We start from the raw sequence: 21,241 nt of genomic DNA on the forward strand, positions 1-21,241 counted from the left end.
AGATATTGATGAGCTTTGATGTTGATGAAGATATTCTACAGGACTTCCTGATTGAAGCATCTGAAATTCTGGAGCTACTCTCTGAACAACTCGTTGATTTAGAAAAAAGCCCAGAAGACGCTGAGTTACTTAATGCAATTTTTAGGGGCTTTCATACCGTTAAAGGTGGCGCAGGATTTTTAGCATTATCAGAATTGGTTGATATTTGCCATGGTGCAGAAAATGTGTTCGATAGCCTGCGTAATGGCTTAAGAACAGTAACACCAGAGCTCATGGATGTCATTCTTAAATCTTTGGATTGTGTCAATGTGATGTTTGTAGCGATTCAAGAGCGTGAACCATTAATTGCTGCAGATGCGGAATTAATTCATCAACTTCATTTGCTTACCCAACCTGAAGCGACTCCAGCAGCAGTGATAGAAACTGTTGTTGAAGCCCCGAAGGTTGAAGCTCCGAAGGTCGCAGTACCTGCCGTATCAGCAAATAGTTCTGATATCGATGGTATGTCAGAACTTGAATTTGAACAATTGCTTGATGAACTACACGGTAAAGGTACAGCTCCTACAGCAATAAATACTGCTGATTCGAAGCCTACGACTGCAACTGTCGCGACCAGTTCCAATTCAGATTTTACAGATGATGAATTTGAAAAACTACTTGATGATCTGCACGGTGTTGGTCAGCATGCTAGCGCGACGAATATAAAAGCAACGTCAGCGCCTGTTGTTGCTACGCCGGCTGCTAGTAGCGGTGAACTCAATGACGATGATTTTGAAAACTTACTGGATGAATTATACGGTAAGGGTAATGCACCGAGTGCAGCTGCAGCAATCAAGAATGTAGTTAATGTTGCTGATTCTGTGGCAGATATCAAGCCCACGCCTGTTGCACAAACTGCAACTGCGGTTGCTACACCAGTAGAAAAAGTGGCTCCAGCTGCAACAATATCGACTGAAACCGTGGCTGTAAAAGCAGAGAAAAAAGCGAAGCCACAAGTTGATTCAACAGTGCGTGTAGATACTCGGACTCTCGATGAAATAATGAATATGGTCGGTGAGTTAGTCCTTGTCCGTAATCGTTTGGTGAGTTTAGGTATTTCAAGTAATGATGAAGATATGACGAAAGCTGTGTCTAATCTTGATGTTGTTACTGCCGACTTGCAAGGTGCGGTAATGAAAACACGTATGCAGCCAATCAAAAAAGTGTTTGGTCGTTTCCCGCGTGTCGTACGTGATTTAGCGCGTAGTTTATCAAAAGACATTAATCTTGAAATGATTGGTGAAGAAACCGATTTAGATAAAAACTTAGTGGAAGCACTTGCTGATCCACTGGTTCACTTAGTGAGAAACTCGGTGGATCATGGCGTTGAAATGCCAGATGTACGTGAAAAAAATGGCAAACCGCGACAAGGGAAGATTACCTTATCAGCATCGCAAGAGGGCGATCATATTCGTCTCAAAATTGTAGATGATGGTGCGGGTATGGACCCTGAACGATTAAAAGATATTGCGGTTAACCGTGGTGTACTTGATGCTGATGCCGCAGCAAGGATCTCAGATAACGAAGCATACAACCTTATTTTTGCTCCAGGTTTCTCAACCAAAGATCAGATATCAGACATTTCTGGTCGTGGTGTTGGTATGGATGTGGTTAAGACGGGTATCAGTAAACTTAATGGTACAATCTCGATCGACTCAAAATTGGGTACTGGCACAACGATTGAAATTAAAGTGCCGTTAACACTGGCGATTTTACCAACCTTGATGGTCGAGGTGGGTAAGCAAATCTTTGCTTTACCATTGACGAGTGTGAATGAAATCTTCCACTTGGATTTAAATAAAACCCATGTAGTCGATAACCAATTGACCATTATTGTCAGAGAAAAAGCGATCCCATTATTTTATCTGCAGGATTGGTTAACTAAAATGGACCCACAAGCCACTACGCGTAATAATCGTGGATTAGGGCATGTGGTTATTGTTCAGCTCGGTATTAAGCAAGTTGGCTTTGTTGTCGATAGCCTTATTGGGCAAGAAGAAGTTGTTATTAAAGCGTTAGATAACTTATTGCAAGGCACGCCGGGTATGGCGGGAGCCACAATCACCAGTGATGGTGGTATTGCGCTGATTTTAGATATTCCAAGTCTCTTAAATCATTACGCAAAACGCTAATTTGTTGATGCAGGGGGAAACCCCTGTGTGCTTTTACATTGAAGTAAACACATTGAAGTAGATAGATTAGATGAAAATAAAAGTTTTAGTCGTTGATGATTCCAGTTTTTTCAGACGTAGAGTAAGTGAAATCATTAATGCAGATCCTGAAATGGAAGTGATTGATACTGCTAAAAATGGTGAAGAGGCTATTACTAAAGCGAAGTCTTTACGTCCTGACGTGATCACCATGGATATTGAAATGCCGGTTCTTGATGGTATTTCCGCTGTTAAAGCGATCATGAAAGATACACCTACACCCATTTTAATGTTTTCGTCATTGACACATCAAGGTGCTAAGTCAACGATTGCAGCATTAGAAGCGGGAGCGGCTAACTTCTTACCGAAAAAATTTGAAGATATAGCCAAAGACAAAGCGGAAGCGGTTCGATTACTACAACAAAACATTAAAGAAATTAGTAAACGTAGAAGTTTATTGAGAACACCGCGTATTTCACCAGCGACAGCAGTTCGCAGCGCGACAGTCGCAGCTGATAATCGTATTAATACAGCAACGTTACCGCGTAAAAGTGCTGATGCAAGTCGATTACATTCGGCGAATTCGGTGAATGTGAGGCATGTTGCTCATGTCGATAACGCGGCAGTTGAAGCTCGAACGCCAGTTACTGCAGGCCGTGTAAGAAAACGTGCATCAGGTAAAAAATACAGTTTAATGGCTATCGGTGCTTCGACCGGCGGTCCTGTGGCATTACAAAATGTATTAACGCCTTTGCGCAGTGATTTTCCTCTGCCTATTTTGTTAATTCAACATATGCCTGCTACCTTTACTGCTGCATTTGCTGCACGACTGAATACCTTATGCCAAATTAAAGTAAAAGAAGCTGAGCATGGTGATCGTTTACAGCCTGGGGTTGCCTATTTAGCGCCTGGTGGTAAGCAGGTGCTGATTGAAAGCAAAGCGGGTGGTTTTACTTTAAAAGTAATGGAAAGTCCTGCGGGGATTAATTATAAACCGAGTGTTGATATTTCATTTGGTTCTGCGGCTCAGTCATATCACGATAAAGTATTAGCGATTGTACTCACGGGTATGGGCGCAGATGGACGTGATGGTGCTAAATTACTAAAACAAAAAGGCAGTACGATATGGGCGCAAGATGCACAGTCTTGTGTTGTTTATGGTATGCCACAAGCAATTGTGAACGCTGGTTTAGCTGATGAACAGGTGAATCTGCAACAAATTGCAGAGCGTATTAATATTGAAGTTGGCTGTCGATAACGACATGCAGACAAGGTAGGGTAAAGTTGAAAGTTTGGACTGTTGCTAATCAAAAAGGTGGTGTTGGTAAAACGACAACTGCAATCTCTTTAGCAGGCTTACTGGCAGAACAGGGGCAGCGAGTATTATTGATCGATACGGATCCGCATGCATCATTAACCAGTTATCTAAATTATGATAGTGATGATTTAACTGTCGGATTGTTTGACCTTTTTGTCGCAGCCAAATTGGATGCAGAGCTGGTTCATAATGCGATAATAGAAACGCCTTATAGCGGCATTAATTTATTACCTGCCACAATGTCACTGGCCACGTTAGATAGAACATTAGGGCATCGTGATGGTATGGGACTTATTCTTAAGAATATTATTACTTTAGTTACCGATGATTATGATTTTGTACTTATTGATTGTCCGCCTGTATTGGGCGTGATGATGGTGAATGCACTCGCCAGTTGTGATCGTATTTTAGTGCCAGTACAGACCGAGTTCTTAGCATTAAAGGGCTTAGACCGCATGGTGAAAACCTTTGAAATTATGCAGCGTAGTTGTGCTAATAAATTTCAGTATACGGTCATTCCCACCATGTTTGATCGGCGAACTAAAGCATCGTTGATATCGTTACAAACCTTGCAGAACAATTATAGCAGCAATGTTTGGCGAGCTGTGATCCCTGTAGATACACAATTTAGAAATGCTAGCTTAAAACATATGCCGCCATCTATGTATACTCGAAGTAGCCGAGGTGTCGCAGCTTATGCCGCATTACTACAAGATTTACTGATTGAGGCAGAACAGGACCGAATGTATGGATAAGCACGCAAAGCATTCTGCGTTGGATGATTATTTTACATCCATGCTATCTGAGCCTGTTGTTGAAAAAACACAGGATGCTAAGGCTGCTGTAGAACAAACGGTAGTGCTCAAACCCACATTAAAAAAAGAGTTAACAAAAGATCCGCAGAAAGTGTTTGCACCCTTATTTTCTGAAATTGAGCCAACGATAAAAAGTGACTTTAAAATACCTGAACCAGATGGTTCGGGGTCATTAAGCGATTTAGATCAGTTGTTAGGCTCTGTCATTGATATTGACTTGGCGGATATTGATTTATCGGTATTAGATAATGTCGATGCGACAGTAATACAGACTGTTCCTGATGTTGATGTTGATGTTGATGTTGAAACTGAAAGCACTGATACTATGATAACTATCACACCTACAGATATTATCGTTAGTGAAACAGCGCTAATCATTGAGCCTGCAGAAAGTAATACTATCCTAGATAATCATGCGGAAAGTGTGTCAGGATCGGACGTTGAGCGAGTACAGGAATCTGAACCTGTTGAACAATGGAAGAATATTGAGTTAGAAGAGCACTTTCAAGCGCTGTTCTTTGAAGTCGCAGGTGTTATTTTTGCGGTGCCATTGACCGAGCTTGGTGGTATTCATCAAACCGAAACAATAAACAGCTTATTTGGTAAACCGGGTTGGTATTTAGGTCTTATGCAGCACCGAGAGCAGAAATTGAGTGTTGTCGATACTGCACAATGGGTTATGCCAGAGCAAAATATGGGCGAGATAGATTATAAATATCAGATCCAATTGAGTCAGTCGAATTGGGTACTAGGCTGCGAAAGCCTGCATGGTACTGAAACTTTAAACAGTAATGATATTAAATGGCGAAGTACACCTGGTAGTCGACCTTGGTTAGCTGGCATGGTTAAATCCCGCATGTGCGTATTATTACACGTAACCGAAATGATTAAATTGCTGGATAATGGCATCAATATTCATGGGCAATAGTAGAAGGAAATAAAACATGAGTCAGTCTCGAAACCTAGTGGAAAATGTAGCTGAAGATGAAGTATTACAATGGGTTACATTCAAGTTAGAGAATGAAGTCTACGGTATTAACGTAATGCAAGTACAAGAAGTATTACGCTATACAGAAATTGCTCCAGTGCCTGGTGCACCAAACTATGTGATTGGTATTATTAATTTACGTGGTAATGTTGTCACTGTGATTGATACACGTGTACGTTTTGGTTTGATGCCATCAGAAGTGAGTGAAAACTCACGTATTGTCATCATCGAAGCTGAAAAACAAGTGATTGGTATACTCGTTGACGGTGTTGCTGAAGTCGTATATCTACGTTCTTCAGAAATCGATATGGCACCTAATGTAGGTACTGATGAAAGCGCTAAATTCATCCAAGGTGTATCGAACCGTGACGGTGAGTTACTCATCCTTGTTGATTTGAATAAATTTTTAAGTGATGAGGAATGGGAGGAATTAAGCGGTATGTAAGCTTAATTCCTTATTCCTATCTAGAAAAGCACTGTAATGATTGTTACAGTGCTTTTTTAATTGCTATTTTATTGAAGGACTCAATATGCTTGCTTTGATTTTGTCAGGCGTTGCGCTTACAGCAGCTGTTGCTGCGGTTATTGGCTACGTTTTATTGCTTCGTAAGTTAACCAAATTACAGGCAACGCATAATTTATTGCTTAAAGATTTATCTAAATCAAGAGACTCTCTTCAAAAGCGTATCATTGAGTTAAGTACTTCAAATATTAATCTTGGTGGTGCAATTCAAGGCATGGCTTCGGAATTACAGCAAACTAAATACCAGCAAGATGAAATGAAAGAAGAGATGACTACACACGAACAGCAAGATCCTGCTAGCCGTTTTTATACGCGCGCAGTGAAGCTTGTTGAACTTGGCGCGACTCTTGAAGAAATCATGCGTGAGTGCGAACTACCACGCGCAGAAGCCGAATTATTATTAAGTTTCCATAAAAAGTAGCTTTAATTGATTATATTTGACCGGTTATTGATATAGCTTAATTATGCTTAAAGCAGGAATATGTTAATATTCGCTCAGGTTGATGCTGAAAGAATAAAAAAGTATGTTGGAAGTTGTTAAGTTAAGCTGTATACGTGAAGATAATGTGTTGTTTTCTGATCTTAGTTTCACCGCTTCTAGTGGTGAAATAATTCAAATAGAAGGCCCGAATGGCGTAGGTAAAACCAGTTTACTGCGTTTATTAGCCGGACTTTCATCGCCAGCAGATGGCCATATTCTTTGGCAGAAAAGCAATACCTTAGAAGATCGTGAGAGCTATCATCAAGACTTACTCTACCTTGGTCATTTACCCGGAGTAAAAGCTGAACTGACCGCATTCGAAAATCTATTTTTTTACCATGCCATGCATAAAACTGTCGCCAAAGATAAAATTTGGGAAGCGCTTGCACAAGTCGGCCTTGCTGGTTATGAAGATCAATTAGCGTGTCACCTTTCAGCAGGACAGCAACGTCGTATTGCTTTAGCGCGCCTATGGCTGTCGGATAAAAAGTTGTGGATCCTTGATGAACCTTTTACTGCTATTGATAAAAATGGCGTGAAAGTATTAGAGCGTTTATTTTTAGCTCATGCCGATAAAGGTGGCTGCGTTATTCTGACAACACACCAAGATTTACAATTTTCTGCGGGACGTTTACGTAAGATCACCTTAACCCGTCACCACTTAACTGAGTATTAATATGTTTGCTGTTTTTATACAGGTGATAAAGCGTGAATTGATCACGGCTTTTCGTCGTAAATCAGATATTTTAAATCCACTCTGGTTCTTTATTATTGTGATTACCCTTTTTCCGCTAGGAATAGGCCCTGAGCCAAACTTATTATTGCGTATTGCCCCTGGCGTTATCTGGGTCGCGGCATTATTATCGGCGCTATTGTCGATGGAACGTTTATTTCGAGATGACTTCCTCGATGGTTCATTAGAGCAGTTGATGCTAACGGAGACCCCGTTAGGTGTCATTGTGTCGGCAAAAGTGGTTGCACATTGGTTACTGACTGGCTTACCTATATTATTTGTATCGCCTTTGTTGGCAGTGTTTTTGTCATTAGATGCGAATACCTTCATGGCTACTTTTATTACCTTGTTGCTCGGTACGCCAGTGCTGAGTTTTGTTGGTGCGATTGGCGTGGCGTTGACGGTCGGTTTACGTAAAGGTGGGGTATTACTGAGTTTGCTTATTTTACCATTATTTATTCCGGTATTGATTTTTGCAACCAGTGCCATTGATGCGGCGAGTTTTGGCGTATCTTATTCTGGACCTGTGGCGATTTTAGGGGCGATGCTTGTTGCATCAGTTACTTTATCACCGTTTGCAATAGCGGCGTCATTACGGGTTAGTTTGAGTTAAATTGTTAGTTAAAGATAAGTAAAGTTAGTTTCAATCACTGTATAGGTTCATATAATTGGGCCGTCATTAATGTAGAGAGTTTAATATGTGGAAATGGCTCCATCCTTATGCGAAACCAGAAAAAAGTTATAACTTAGCTGGTAAAATGTTGCCTTGGTTTGCACTATTTAGTGCTATATCACTGACAATTGGAATGATTTGGGGTTTTGCATTCGCGCCCGCTGATTATCAACAAGGCGATAGTTTCCGTATTATTTATCTGCATGTACCAGCTGCCTCATTATCAATGGGTGCATACTTAAGTATGGCCATTGCTGCTTTTATTGGCTTGGTATGGCAATTAAAAATGGCAGATATGGCTGTTGCTGCGATAGCACCGATTGGTGCGGTATTTACAGCTATAGCATTATTCACTGGCGCTGTATGGGGGAAACCTATGTGGGGTGCTTGGTGGGTATGGGATGCGCGTTTAACATCTGAACTTATTCTATTATTCTTATACCTTGGCGTTATTGCAATTTATGGTGCATTTAGCGACAAATTATTAGCTGGTCGTGCTGCGGGTATCCTTGCCTTAGTTGGCGTGATTAACTTACCTATCATTCATTACTCTGTTGAATGGTGGAACACCCTACATCAAAAAGCCACTATTAGTAAATTCGATAAACCGTCGATGGATACTGATATGTTGTGGCCATTACTTATTAACTTATTAGGCTTTGGTTTACTGTTTGGAACCTTGACCTTGATGCGCTTTAGAAATGAGTTAATTACCCGTGAGTCGCACAGACCTTGGGTGAAAAAATTATTTATCGAGGACAAGTAACATGCAATTTGATAGCTTTTCTGCTTTTTTAGCGATGGGTGGTTATGGCTTTTATGTCTGGCTAGCGGTCGCTTTTAGCGTATTGACCTTAGGCGCATTAACGGTAAGTACTATTGTCAAACGTCGCCAAATTATTAACGAAATTAAAAATAAGCATCAACGTATTCAGCGAATGCGCGCTGCTGAAAAAATGGAGAATACTCTATGAATCCAAGACGTAAAAAACGCTTATCTATTGCTCTGGTGATTATCATTGGTTTAGGTAGTATGACAGGCCTTGTTCTATACGCATTAAAACAGAACATTGATTTATTTTACACGCCGACTCAACTTGTTGAAGGCTTAGGTGAAGATAAGGTCAAGCCTGAAATCGGTCAGCGTTTACGTATTGGTGGCTTAGTAATGCCTGGCACTGTTAAACGTAATATGGAAGATCTTAAAGTTAGCTTTGTCTTAAGTGATGATAGAGGTGGCTTGGTTACACTGGAATACGAAGGTATTTTGCCCGATTTATTCCGTGAAGGGCAAGGGATTGTTGCACAAGGTGTACTAAAGTCCGCGAATGTGATTACCGCGTCTGAAGTACTTGCTAAACATGACGAAGAATATATGCCACCCGAAGTTGCTGAAGCAATTAAAGGCATTAAGCATATGAAACCTGAATACGGTAACGAAACTAAATAAGGTAGTTTGTAATGATTCCTGAGATAGGACATTTTAGTTTAATTGTAGCGACGGCGTTGTCGTTCTTGCTGGCAATTTATCCACTTATAGGCGCAAAGATTAATCATCCTGGTATGATTAATAGTGCTAAACCATTAGCTATTATGCAATTTTTGCTAATGAGTCTTTCATTTTCTGTTTTAGCTTACTCATTCGCGACTGATGATTTTTCAGTCGGTTATGTTGCAACTAACTCAAATTCATTATTACCGATACAGTATAAAATATCTGCTGTGTGGGGCGGTCATGAAGGGTCATTATTACTTTGGTCTTTAACGTTAGCTATTTGGACTGCTGCTGTGGCGGTGTTTAGCCGTGGTATTCCGAAGGTTGCACTCGCTCGCGTGCTTTCTGTGATGGGTATGATAGCGATTGGTTTTAACTTGTTTATTTTGTTAACGTCAAATCCATTTGATCGTACTTTGCCTTACTTACCGCTCGATGGTAATGACTTAAATCCATTACTCCAAGATGTTGGCCTGATTTTCCATCCACCGATGTTATACATGGGGTATGTTGGTTTTTCTGTTGCTTTTTCTTTTGCGATTGCGGCCTTGATGGCTGGTCGTCTTGATTCGGCATGGGCGCGTTGGTCTCGTCCTTGGACATTAGTTGCTTGGGTATTTCTAACTGCTGGTATCGCATTGGGTAGTTGGTGGGCTTATTATGAACTCGGCTGGGGTGGTTGGTGGTTCTGGGATCCTGTAGAGAATTCATCATTTATGCCTTGGCTTGCAGGTACTGCGTTGATTCACTCACTTGCTGTAAGTGAAAAGCGTGGTGTGTTTAAATCATGGACTGTACTATTATCGATTGCGGCCTTTAGTTTGAGTCTATTAGGTACCTTCTTAGTTCGTTCTGGTGTATTGGTATCTGTGCATGCTTTTGCGTCAGATCCTGCGCGTGGTTTGTTTATTTTAGCCTTCTTAATTGCGGTTGTTGGTGGTTCATTACTGCTTTTCGCAGTAAAAGGTTCAGAGATTAAGAGTCGTGGTAAATACGGTCTGTTTTCTCGTGAAACTTTCTTGTTGGTGAATAACGTATTATTAATTGCAGCGCTATTAGTTGTACTGATTGGTACTTTATTACCACTGGTACATAAAGAGCTGGGTATGGGCTCGATTTCAATCGGTGTACCATTCTTTAATAATATTTTCTTCTACATGATAATTCCGTTTGCAATTGCCTTGGGTGTTGCTCCGTTATTACGTTGGAAGAAGCAAGAAGCAGATTTACGTCCACTGTTTAAACAGTTAGCGGTAATTGCCGTCGCGAGTATCGTGTTAGCCGTTGCGTTACCGGCAATCTTTGCGGACAAAATTAAGATTGTTGCTGTTATTGGTTTTGCATTAGCTTTTTGGGTGATTATCACCAGTGCGCTAGAAGTGTATATCCGTGCAACGCATCGCCATAGTTTTGCGTCTGGTGTGATTAAACTAGGTCGTAGCCATTGGGCGATGGTACTTGGTCACGTTGGTCTAGCGATGATGCTGATTGGTATTTCTGCAACTCAGAATTACAAAATCGAAAAAGACTTACGTATGCTACCGGGCGATGAAGTTGTCTTTGCGGATTACTTATTCGAGTTCGAGCGTATTGCTGAATCAAATGGTGCGAACTACGAAGGCTATGAAGCGGTATTTAAGGTCAGTAAAAACGGTAAGTTTGAGACGGTATTACGCGCAGAGAAACGTAACTACTTAGCTCAACGTGGCATGCCAATGACTGAAGCTGCGATTGATTGGGGTATCACTCGTGACCTTTATATCGCATTGGGTGAACAGTTAAAAGATGACTCATGGGCAATTCGTATCTACTACGAACCCTTCATTCGTTTCATCTGGTGGGGTGGCTTAGTCATGGCTATCGGTGGTTTATTAGCTGTATCTGATCGCCGTTATCGTTTTGTGAATAAACGTGTAGCGAAAGCGCAATAATTAGGACAAGTATAATGACTAATGATGTGAAAAAAAAGAAACAGTTAATGACACGACTAATACCCTTAATTGTATTTTTATGTGTGTCTATATTCCTTTACATTGGCTTATTTCGTGACGCTACCGTTTTAGAGTCGACCTTTATTGGTCGACCTGTTCCTGAGTTTGCATTAAACGATTTAGTTGAACCCGAGTTGCAGCATGATAAAAGTGTGCTGTCAGGTAAACCTATGCTGTTAAACGTATGGGCAACGTGGTGTCCAACGTGTTATTCCGAGCATAAGTACTTAAATGAACTGGCTGAAGACGGTGTTTATATTGTTGGTATGAATTACAAAGACGAACGTAAAAAAGCGTTGAAATGGTTAGACGAGTTAGATAATCCATACAAGATCAGTCTTTATGATCCTGATGGTATGCTTGGTCTTGATCTGGGTGTTTACGGCGCGCCTGAAACCTTTTTCATCGACAGTAAAGGTATTATCCAATACAAGCACGTAGGTGACATTAACCCGCGTAATTGGAATGGTGAATTGAAAGCTGTTTATGAGCAATTGAAATAAGGACTTAAGATGAAAAAAATATTCGTATTAATGACTTTAATGCTCAGTTTCAGTGTTGCTGCGGTTATTGATGTCTATGACTTTGAGACTGAAGAGCAAGAAGCCTTGTTTAGAACATTAACGGCAGAGTTACGCTGTCCTAAATGTCAAAATAATAACCTTGCGGACTCGAATGCCTCGATTGCTAAAGACATGCGTCAAAAAACTTACAACATGGTTGTTGATGGTAAGGAAGAAGATGAGATTGTTACTTATTGGATTGACCGATTTGGCAACTTTGTTCTCTACAAGCCGCCAGTAACTTTAGGTACAGCCATTTTATGGGTTGGTCCAGGTTTGTTTATACTATTTGGTGGTCTGATTATTGTTCGTAACAGCCGTCGTAAAGTCAGTGTTGAAACGGACGATCGCGACGAAGAGTTATCGAGTGCGGAGAAAGACCGTTTGGCCAAAATTTTAAAGGATAGCGAGAAATAGCATGTTGTTATTTTGGATAGTAAGTATTGTAATGGTGATCGTTGCTGCGCTGGCATTTGTTATCCCTGTTACGGGTAAGAGCAAATTAACTGGCGCGACACGAGACCAATTAAACAAAGACCTTTATAAAAGTCGAATTAGTGAATTGGTTGACGATGAAGATCAAGGTTTGTTAGACAAAAGCGAAGAGTTTATTGATGAAATGCAACGTGGTCTATTGGACGACGTTCTTGATGAGAAAGTTGCTAAAGTTAATACAGCTCACTCACCATTTATCTGGCTTGCTGGTGTAGTGTTTTTAGTTGTTTTCTCTGTGTCTATGTATCTGACATTAGGTGCACGTGACAAGGTAGCTAACTGGGAAGATGTATATTCACGTTTACCTGAGCTAACAAATCGCGTAATGAATGAAGGTGATATAGTTACTGATCAAGAGATCTCAGACTTTAAGCTAGCATTGACTACTAAGATGATAGAAGAGCCGGACAATGAATTTGGTTGGTTATTATTGGGTCGCTTAAACGTTGCCTTAGGTGATCCAAACGCGGCATTCATTGCGATGGATCGTGCGTATAAACTCGCACCGATGAACACATCTATTGTGACAGGTTATGCGCAAGCATTAATGCTGAGTGATGATCCAGATAAAAATAACTTAGCACGTAAAATATTGATGGGTCTGAAAAAAGAAAAGCCTGGTGATATCGAAGTATTATCTACGTCTGCGTTCATGGCGTTAGAAAACCAAGATTACCTTGGCGCAATCGAGCAATGGCAACGTATGTTACCGTTACTTGCTGGTCAACCAGATCGTATCGAGATGATTAAAGGTAGTATTGAATACGCAAGAAAACAGATTGAAGCGAAAGGTGGTACAGCTCCAGCTATTGCTGATACTGCAACGGATAGCCGACCTGCAGCAGCCGCAAATGAAGCCGCGGCGGGTAATGAGCAAGTGACGATCAGTATCACTTCTGACCAAGCGAAGCTTAAAGGTTACTTGTATATTTACGTGCAAGCGGCAGCGGGTCCTAAAGCGCCACTGGCTGTTAAACGTATCACGAACCCAACATTCCCATTAACTATCTCATTATCAGATAGTGATGCGATGATGGCGCAAATGAAGATGTCACAATTCCCATCGATTAAAGTGAGCGCGAAGCTTTCTCAAGATGAGAATGTGATGACGAAAGATGATGACATCAATAGTAATATTGTGATTGTTAATGAAGGCGATTCACGTTCAGTGACGCTTAATTTTAGTCGTTAATTAAATAAGATGTTACTGATGTTGTAACGTCTTATTAGCGCTTGTTAATCAGCCCTGCGGAAATTATTTATATAATATCCGCAGGGCTTTTTGGTATCTGTTATCTGGTTTTTAAATTAAACACTGACAAAAAGTTTATGATGAAATTCCAAAAAATATTACGCTGCACGCCAGTTGATAAGGCGTTAAGCAGCATCGAAGGAGCTGTTAGTGCTAAACGTAAGAATTAAAATTTCAGAGAAACAAGCGAAAAAGCTAATTTTTGATCTGGTGAAGTATAGTGACCACTCAAATCGAAGTTTGACTGATGGACTGAAAAATAAAACAATTGAGCAGTGGTTCGAGCAGAATAAATATCCTTTTAAACGTTTAATTTCAGATACGCGAGATTGGGGATATACGGTGCCATTTGTCGAAAATACGATGGATAGCAAGGTCTACATCAGCGGTGCAGGCATTATCAATGTAAGTGATTATCAAAGTGAATTTGAGTCAGCACTGGAATACCGTAATTCAGCGATTAACAACGCTGATATTGCAGCCTACCACGCATGTATTGCCAAACTGTTCGCATCTTTAGCATCATATTTATACCTTAAAGCTGAATGCTACAATGCTGAAAATGAAGACAAGTTAGAAGACGCTCAAGGAAGCCCTGCTTCTTTAGAAGACAAAATAAAATTGTGGGTTCCAATATTATCTGGCGGCAAAGAATTAGATAGTAATAAGAAATCTTGGGATCTGTTTCAAGTACAATTGGCTCAGTATAATGAGGATGCTATCAATCCTAAATGTTCAGCTCAAGATTTATCATGTGTAGAACTTGCTGAAAAAGTGAATGACTTGCGAGGTGGTATTATCAATATAATATATGAGCTCCATGTATTGTTGAATGATGAAATTAAATCTCAGTTGGTCAGGGCTGTCTATTTTCCCGATGTCTATGTATCCGAGTACTAAGCCAATCCTGTAGGACTTAAATATATACCCAAGCATCTTGAAGTTGCTTGGATATACCGAGCCGTTCGCTTCGCTGTATTTAGCCCTCAGCCTTCTATATCATTAGTACATATCAATCCCTTGGTAAGATTGTAAAAATTGGCGACCACAATCAAGTCCTTGTTGATAATCATAATCAAGCGATGTCTTCTTGCTACCAATCAATTTTGATTTTAATAATTGAGTTGGATGCAGTTCGTATATGGAAACATCTTCTGGTGGACTCTCTAAAAACATCTGAGCTCTGATATACGACTCTTCATGATCGATTAAGTTATTCACTATCTCTTTGGTTTTTAAATTTTTAATATACGGTGTTAGCTTAGCTAAAAATTTATGTTCACTTTTGACCTCTGGCGGAGCCGTTCTAATCACAACAATATGCTTATAGCCTCGTCTATGTACTTCTTCTAAAGGTATTGGCGCCTGCACACCACCATCTAACCAATGATATTTATCGAGTGTGGCTGGTGTATTATAAATGCCTGGAATAGAGCAACTCGCTTTTAATGCCAGCTCCCAACCAGCCCCAAATAAGTCAAAATAATCCACCTGGTTATTATCAGCTTGAGTCGCCGTCACTAACACTTCACGGTTTTTCATGTTTTCATCACCACGGTTCCAATCAAGTGGTATTTTTGTTTTTGTTTGTTCAATCAACCAATCAAGATCCATACCTTTATTATCGAATAAAAAAGAGCGCATGTTAAAGAAATTTTTATGCATTGTGGCTTCTGTAATCACACGATAGGCGTGTCGATATTGTCCACAAATATAGGAGGCAAGATTTAATGCGCCTGCCGATGTACCAATTAATAATGAAAACGGATTAAATTTTTCTTTAAGAAAAGCATCTAGCACCCCCGCAGTGAAAATACCTTTTTGACCGCCACCTTCGACAACAAGCGCAATGGAATTGGATTTATTAATTCTGTAATCTCGGTTTTCTTGGGAATGAATAGCTGAATAGTAGTGGTGCTTACCTGGCATTTAAACTCCTAAAGTCATCCTGTTCAAGGCTCGTAAAAATACGCGACAATACACGAATTATTTGTTTAGATAAGTAATTACATCGAGGGCGTTATGCTATTTCAGCCACAATAAATGACCTTCAATAAGCTAATACTACAGAATGTTTTCTTATGTGACTTTCGAGTTAGAGACATTATATATCTAAAAAAGGACAAGGTTAGCTACCGATAATTTGTGAACGTAGATAATAAGTTCTGAATTGGAGTGTGACCAGTAACTCTTCTGGTCAGCAGGAGATTATTCAGTTTGAAAGTGAGACCGGTAAATCCTGACTTATTAACGGAGATTAGAATGAATGTGAACTCAGATACACAAAGTTGGTGGTTCAGGCTTTGGATCAACGCGCGATAGAGGTTATAACGCTGTTATTAAAATATAACCTGTTAGGTATGTATTAAGGTTGTGGTTAGTCTATCGCCAATTTTTGCACTCGGCCACTTTTTAGGCAGACATACCGACTTATAATTTGCAATGAAATCTGAGACGTTGTTTGTTTCATTTAGCTTGCCATTTATTAAGTAGGAACCTGCGTTCGCATCAAAGAATGTTAATACTCCTTGATTATAATAAAAGGCGATGCAGTGGAGTGAATCATCGACTGAGAAAGAGATAAGAGCACCGTATTGTCTTTTTCCCAGACTTGATGAACGCTTTAAATAACCAGCTAGTGTTGAAAATTCAGCGCCCTTCCAGTTAATGAGGGGTTTAGACTGTAGCTCCAGTGTTCGAGCAAGTATTGCAATTTGCTGCGAGCCACTATAGCCCGGTACTTGCCGTGCTTGTTTCTGCATTATATTAGCGATGCCTGTAACTTTCTTTGCCCTTTTACTATCCACTACATTTTTATGCGCTAGCCGGGGAAATTGCGTTCTTTGATAAAAACGATGAGTTAATTGCTCCTTCAACCAAATGATGGCTAAGTCGGAACAAAATCCGTTTGTATCTGTAATGTCTAATTTGTCAATAGTGTGGCGCTGTTGTGACTTAGATAGCTTTGATGAGTAATTGTTTAAGCTATTGTAGAATTTATTTCCTGACATATATCCTTCTGATATTTTTGATTATTCAATGTTATCTCGTGTGACGGAGATGTATGTAATATACCATATAATTAAATTTAACAAGAAATGGGTGTGTAAGTAAAAGTAAGGCTATGCTTTGCTAAATGATAATGCTGGGCTCATATGCTTTTAGTGTTAAGCGATCAGGATCTTGTTGTAAAACTCGCGCCTCAAATAAGCCAGTAATAAAATTTAAATGGCGACTCTAGGTGAACAGGGACTTGCTATTATCGCGAAAATACCTATGATACGCGCTCTATTACTTCGATTATTGAATACGGGTTGACTATGTATAAATTAAATCTTGATATTGCTGATTTCATGGAAAATTATTGGCAGAAAAAACCACTGTTAATTAAAGCGGGATTCAAGGACTTTATCGATCCAATCAGCCCGGATGAAATTGCTGGTTTAGCGATGGAAGAAGAGATTACGTCACGTATGGTTTCACGTGAAGATGGTAAGTGGGAAGCTAAATGCGGTCCGTTTACTGACTTTGAGCGTATGGAAGCACCGGGCGCCGCTATCTTAGTGCAAGCGATTAATCACTGGCATGATCCTTCCGCTGAATTAGCAAATACGTTTAATTTTATTCCTAGCTGGCGCTTTGATGATCTGATGGTATCTTACAGCACAGATACAGGTGGTGTAGGTCCGCATATCGATCGTTACTGTGTATTCATCATTCAGGGTCTAGGCAAGCGTCACTGGCGTGTTGGCGCTCAGGATATGAATCCTCAAGAGTTTGCTGCAAACGGCGCGCTGAAGCATTGTGAAGCGTTTGATGCCGTTATTGATACAGTATTAGAACCTGGTGATATTTTATATATTCCGCCTTATGCACCGCATGAAGGTTATGCTGTTGGCGAAGCGATTAACTACTCTGTTGGTTTCCGTGCGCAAGACCAGAAAGAACTGTTAAATGACTTTGGTGATTACCTATTACAACAGGACAAAGAGTTTGTTCGTTATAGCGATCCTAAGTTACAACCACGTGCACAGCATGGTTCTATCGAACCTAGTGAAGTTCAAGGTTTAACAGATATCATGACATCGTTAATGGCTGATAAAAGCGTTATGCATGATTTTCTTGGCCGTCATTACAGTGAATCTGCGCACGAATTAGATTTAGTGGCTCCTGAAGGTGGTTACATTGCAGATTACGCGATTGTAGTAGATGAAATTGGCATGGAGTCTTACTTACGTAAAGTGAATGGATTGAAGACATTATACTTCCCTGAAATGCCAACGAGTTGCTTTATTGATGGTGAGCGTTATGACTTTGACGCAAGCATTGCTGCAAGTGTACAGACGTTATGCAACACCACTGAGCAGTCAGCAAAAGAACTTGAAGTATTAATGGAAGATAAAGTATTTGGTCAACTGTTGATTGAATGGGTTAATTTAGGTTACTGGCACTTCGAATAACGGTAATACGCTGTTAGCTGAGTCAATAAGCACAATCAGTAGCACTAAGGCTTGATGGTCTTGGTGCTTTTTTTTGTCTGTAATTTGGCAGTAATAGTAAAGCTAGTAGAGTAGAGGGTAAGAAAAGAGGTTAAACATTATCGGCTAAGCTGAAATCGGGTAGGAGGGCGTTCACTGTTTTTCAGGAAAAAAATAACCCCAGCTATTTGCATAACTGGGGTTAGGAAGATTAACTAAAAATAATTACTTATTTTTTAGCGTTCTCTTCTTTAACTTTAGCGATAACGCCTTCAGCTACGTTAGCTGGACAAGGGTTGTAGTGTGAGAACTCCATAGAGAACTGACCACGACCAGATGTCATAGTACGTAGTGAACCGATGTAACCAAACATTTCTGAAAGAGGTACGTCAGCTTTAATACGAACACCAGTATTACCAGCTTCTTGACCTGCGATCATACCACGACGACGGTTAAGGTCACCAATTACGTCACCAACATGATCGTCTGGCGTGAATACGTCAACTTTCATGATAGGTTCAATCAGTTGAGCACCCGCTTTAGGGATAGACTGACGGAATGCACCACGTGCAGCAAGTTCGAATGCTACTGCTGATGAATCCACTGCGTGGAAGCCACCATCGAATAGTTCGATTTCAACGTCTAGTACTGGGAAGCCAGCTAGAACACCAGTGTCCATCAAGCTCTTGAAGCCTTTCTCAACAGCTGGGAAGAATTCTTTAGGAACGTTACCACCAACAACTGATGCTGTGAAAACGAAACCTGAACCAGGTTCACCTGGCTTGATACGGTAATCGATTTTACCGAATTGACCACTACCACCAGATTGTTTCTTATGCGTGTAGCTATCTTCAATTTCTTGCGTAATAGTTTCACGGTAAGCAACCTGCGGAGCACCAACAACTAGATCAACGCCGTATGTACGCTTAAGGATATCAACCTTAATGTCTAGGTGAAGTTCACCCATACCTGAAAGGATTGTTTCACCTGAATCTTGGTCAGTTTCAACCTTGAATGTTGGATCTTCAGCAACCATTTTACCGATCGCAATACCCATTTTCTCAGTAGAACCTTTATCTTTAGGTGTTACAGAGATAGAGATTACTGGTTCAGGGAATACCATTGCTTCTAGAATGATAGGATCTTTCGGATCACATAAAGTGTGACCAGTTTGAACGTTACCTTTCATACCTACGATTGCAATGATGTCACCAGCTTGAGCGCTAGTTAATTCGTTACGATCGTCAGCTTGCATTTCACACATACGACCAACACGCTCAGTTTTACCTGTTGCAGCGTTAAGGATCGTATCACCTTTCTTCAATGTACCTGAGTAGATACGAACGAAAGTAAGTGCACCAAAACGGTCATCTGAAATTTTAAATGCTAACGCTTTAAAAGTTTCATCACTTGAAACAAGTGCAAATTTACCTGTTGGTTCGCCTTCTTCATCAGTAAGCGGTTGAGGATCTACATCTGTTGGGCTAGGTAGGTAATCAACAACAGCATCAAGAATTAGTTGCATACCTTTGTTCTTGAATGCTGAACCACAGTAAGTTGGGAAGAAGTCCATTGTACGTGTACCTTTACGGATACAACGTTTGATTTCTTCAATAGAAGGTTCAGTACCTTCCATATAAGCTTCTAATAGATCATCGTCTTGCTCTACAGCAGTTTCAACTAGCATCTCACGGTATTCTTCTACTTTGTCAGCCATGTCCGCAGGAACATCTGTGATTTCGTAGTTTTCTGGAAGACCAGTTTCATCCCATACGTATGCTTTACGTGTAAGAAGGTCAACAACACCAACGAAATCGTCTTCGATACCGATTGGTAGAACCATTACTAGTGGGTTAGCATCTAGTACGTCTTGAGTTTGCTTAACAACACGGTAAAAATCAGCACCCATACGGTCTAATTTGTTAACGAAGATGATACGAGCAACTTCTGAGTCATTCGCATAACGCCAGTTAGTTTCTGATTGCGGTTCAACACCACCAGAACCACAGAAAACACCGATACCGCCATCAAGTACTTTAAGTGAACGGTAAACTTCTACTGTGAAGTCAACGTGTCCAGGAGTATCGATAACGTTAAAACGGTGATTATCCCAGAAGCAAGTTACAGCTGCTGACTGAATAGTAATACCGCGCTCAGCTTCCTGTTCCATGAAATCTGTAGTTGATTCACCGTCATGAACTTCACCAGTTTTGTGGATCTGACCAGTAAGTTTTAGGATACGTTCAGTTGTTGTTGTTTTACCAGCATCAACGTGAGCGAAGATACCGATATTTCTGTATTTAGATAAATCTGCCATTATGTTCTCTATAATTTATTTATTTAAAGATTCGCGCGGAGTATATCACGTTTTTTTGAGAACAAAAAAGAGATAGGGGGCTATAAGATGCATTTACGGTGTTTTTTTCCATTTCGATATAATTAATTTGCATTAAGGCTATAAAAATAGGATTCCAGGTAAAAAAGTTGGGTTTATATTCTAAAAACAGGCGCAATTTTAGCCGAGCCTGTTTTTTATATACTTACCTATATATGATTCAAAACTGTTTTAATAAGCTTGAATTATAGTCATCAAGGGTAATGGTTAAATTCTTTTCTGTTATGAGACTATCTAACTTTGTTATGTCGGCCGTTAAACTTTCCATCGTTAATGTATTGTTGTCTAAATGGTACAGTTGCTTCGATGCGGCATAATAGTAGTTTAGGATGGTAATGGCATCTATATTGGTGTTGTCACTGTCACTTAAGGCTGTTTGGATATGGTGAAGCTTACGGTAAATCTTATTGTTTTCTTGTTTTAGCTTCCAGACATACATGACTTCAACTAAATAAGGATGGCGGCGGATAAGGTTAAATACGACCAATAAGCTAATCACACCAAGGATCACACCAGCTAAATTTAGTTTAAAATTATCCTTGTCAGGCTCGGCAAAAAAATGAATTAAAACTTGACCATAAAACAATGCAAACGCGATTAACACGGCTGTAGCGACAATACTCGCCATGTTTAAGTGTTTACGGTAACGAACTTTGTTTATTTGTTGTAATTTCATTTACTTTCCGCTCTTTAATGAAGAGTGAATATTCTAGCAAATACGGACGTAAATAATAATATTAACTAAGGACAAATGATTAAATAAATTGCGAGTAGATTGAATTGGGGGGCGTCAAACTTGGCGTGTTAAAGGATTCTTAAAGAAGCACATTGCCTTGTGATTAAAGACAATGT

The 21,241-nt window shown here is 40.1% G+C and carries 21 protein-coding genes; 17 read left to right on the forward strand and 4 right to left on the reverse strand.

Translation table 11 applies throughout. From position 1 onward, the window contains the following. The first annotated feature begins 8 nt into the window (after positions 1 to 8). The 16 genes from HWV03_RS05405 (at position 9) to HWV03_RS05480 (ending at position 14,416) form a co-directional block, all read left to right on the forward strand. Complete coding sequence (locus HWV03_RS05405; protein ID WP_211678826.1) at positions 9 to 2,171, forward strand: chemotaxis protein CheA; 2,163 nt, start codon at positions 9 to 11, stop codon at positions 2,169 to 2,171. Between the two features lie 70 nt (positions 2,172 to 2,241). Then, positions 2,242 to 3,447 carry a protein-glutamate methylesterase/protein-glutamine glutaminase gene (locus HWV03_RS05410; protein ID WP_211678827.1) on the forward strand — a complete coding sequence of 402 codons (1,206 nt, stop codon included), beginning with the start codon at positions 2,242 to 2,244 and terminating at the stop codon, positions 3,445 to 3,447. 26 nt (positions 3,448 to 3,473) lie between these two features. Further along, entirely contained in the window at positions 3,474 to 4,262 is a 789-nt protein-coding gene (locus HWV03_RS05415) for a ParA family protein (protein ID WP_211678828.1), read from the forward strand. After that, on the forward strand, positions 4,255 to 5,250 hold the full coding sequence (locus HWV03_RS05420; RefSeq protein WP_211678829.1) for a chemotaxis protein CheW: 996 nt from the start codon (positions 4,255 to 4,257) through the stop codon (positions 5,248 to 5,250). Before HWV03_RS05415 ends, HWV03_RS05420 begins: the two co-directional genes overlap by 8 nt. Positions 5,251 to 5,266: 16 nt before the next feature. After that, positions 5,267 to 5,755: a chemotaxis protein CheW gene (locus HWV03_RS05425; RefSeq protein ID WP_211678830.1), complete on the forward strand. Its 489-nt coding sequence runs from the start codon at positions 5,267 to 5,269 to the stop codon at positions 5,753 to 5,755. Between the two features lie 85 nt (positions 5,756 to 5,840). Beyond that, positions 5,841 to 6,254 carry a DUF2802 domain-containing protein gene (locus HWV03_RS05430; protein ID WP_211678831.1) on the forward strand — a complete coding sequence of 138 codons (414 nt, stop codon included), beginning with the start codon at positions 5,841 to 5,843 and terminating at the stop codon, positions 6,252 to 6,254. Positions 6,255 to 6,357: 103 nt separating this feature from the next. Next, positions 6,358 to 6,990, forward strand: a complete 633-nt coding sequence (ccmA, locus tag HWV03_RS05435) for a cytochrome c biogenesis heme-transporting ATPase CcmA (protein WP_211678832.1) — start codon at positions 6,358 to 6,360, stop codon at positions 6,988 to 6,990. Between the two features lies 1 nt (position 6,991). Beyond that, the gene (ccmB, locus tag HWV03_RS05440; protein ID WP_211678833.1) at positions 6,992 to 7,660 is read left to right on the forward strand and encodes a heme exporter protein CcmB; all 669 of its coding nucleotides are present in this window, start codon (positions 6,992 to 6,994) and stop codon (positions 7,658 to 7,660) included. Between the two features lie 85 nt (positions 7,661 to 7,745). Next, positions 7,746 to 8,486 (forward strand): heme ABC transporter permease, encoded by a 741-nt coding sequence (locus HWV03_RS05445; RefSeq protein WP_211678834.1) that lies wholly within the window; start codon positions 7,746 to 7,748, stop codon positions 8,484 to 8,486. Position 8,487: 1 nt separating this feature from the next. Continuing rightward, positions 8,488 to 8,694, forward strand: coding sequence for a heme exporter protein CcmD (ccmD, locus tag HWV03_RS05450; protein ID WP_211674432.1), 207 nt, complete (start codon positions 8,488 to 8,490; stop codon positions 8,692 to 8,694). Then, positions 8,691 to 9,170: a cytochrome c maturation protein CcmE gene (ccmE, locus tag HWV03_RS05455; RefSeq protein WP_211678835.1), complete on the forward strand. Its 480-nt coding sequence runs from the start codon at positions 8,691 to 8,693 to the stop codon at positions 9,168 to 9,170. The genes ccmD and ccmE overlap by 4 nt, the downstream gene beginning before the upstream one ends. An 11-nt stretch (positions 9,171 to 9,181) precedes the next feature. Beyond that, positions 9,182 to 11,146 (forward strand): heme lyase CcmF/NrfE family subunit, encoded by a 1,965-nt coding sequence (locus HWV03_RS05460; RefSeq protein ID WP_211678836.1) that lies wholly within the window; start codon positions 9,182 to 9,184, stop codon positions 11,144 to 11,146. A 14-nt stretch (positions 11,147 to 11,160) separates the two neighbouring features. Continuing rightward, positions 11,161 to 11,709 (forward strand): DsbE family thiol:disulfide interchange protein, encoded by a 549-nt coding sequence (locus tag HWV03_RS05465; protein ID WP_211674435.1) that lies wholly within the window; start codon positions 11,161 to 11,163, stop codon positions 11,707 to 11,709. 9 nt (positions 11,710 to 11,718) lie between these two features. Further along, positions 11,719 to 12,186 carry a cytochrome c-type biogenesis protein gene (locus HWV03_RS05470; protein WP_211678837.1) on the forward strand — a complete coding sequence of 156 codons (468 nt, stop codon included), beginning with the start codon at positions 11,719 to 11,721 and terminating at the stop codon, positions 12,184 to 12,186. 1 nt (position 12,187) lies between these two features. Then, positions 12,188 to 13,456 (forward strand): c-type cytochrome biogenesis protein CcmI, encoded by a 1,269-nt coding sequence (ccmI, locus tag HWV03_RS05475; protein WP_211678838.1) that lies wholly within the window; start codon positions 12,188 to 12,190, stop codon positions 13,454 to 13,456. Between the two features lie 210 nt (positions 13,457 to 13,666). Then, entirely contained in the window at positions 13,667 to 14,416 is a 750-nt protein-coding gene (locus tag HWV03_RS05480) for a hypothetical protein (RefSeq protein WP_255547088.1), read from the forward strand. 102 nt (positions 14,417 to 14,518) lie between these two features. On the opposite strand, the gene HWV03_RS05485 is transcribed toward HWV03_RS05480, so the two are convergent. Together HWV03_RS05485 and HWV03_RS05490 are read right to left on the reverse strand one after the other, a co-directional pair. Continuing rightward, positions 14,519 to 15,445, reverse strand: coding sequence for a patatin-like phospholipase family protein (locus HWV03_RS05485; protein WP_211678839.1), 927 nt, complete (start codon positions 15,443 to 15,445; stop codon positions 14,519 to 14,521). A 425-nt stretch (positions 15,446 to 15,870) separates the two neighbouring features. After that, entirely contained in the window at positions 15,871 to 16,527 is a 657-nt protein-coding gene (locus HWV03_RS05490; RefSeq protein WP_211678840.1) for a hypothetical protein, read from the reverse strand. Positions 16,528 to 16,836: 309 nt separating this feature from the next. Between HWV03_RS05490 and HWV03_RS05495 the strand changes: the two genes are divergently transcribed. Continuing rightward, a complete protein-coding gene (locus HWV03_RS05495) occupies positions 16,837 to 17,976 on the forward strand; it encodes a cupin domain-containing protein (protein ID WP_211678841.1) in 1,140 nt (379 codons plus the stop codon). Positions 17,977 to 18,223: 247 nt separating this feature from the next. Here the strand turns inward: HWV03_RS05495 and fusA are convergent, their stop codons facing one another. Together fusA and HWV03_RS05505 are read right to left on the reverse strand one after the other, a co-directional pair. Further along, positions 18,224 to 20,311 carry an elongation factor G gene (gene fusA / locus HWV03_RS05500; protein WP_211678842.1) on the reverse strand — a complete coding sequence of 696 codons (2,088 nt, stop codon included), beginning with the start codon at positions 20,309 to 20,311 and terminating at the stop codon, positions 18,224 to 18,226. 238 nt (positions 20,312 to 20,549) lie between these two features. Continuing rightward, entirely contained in the window at positions 20,550 to 21,065 is a 516-nt protein-coding gene (locus HWV03_RS05505) for a DUF3087 family protein (RefSeq protein ID WP_211678843.1), read from the reverse strand. Positions 21,066 to 21,241 lie beyond the last annotated feature (176 nt).

This window comes from Moritella sp. 36, from assembly GCF_018219415.1.
Taxonomy (GTDB): Bacteria; Pseudomonadota; Gammaproteobacteria; order Enterobacterales; family Moritellaceae; genus Moritella.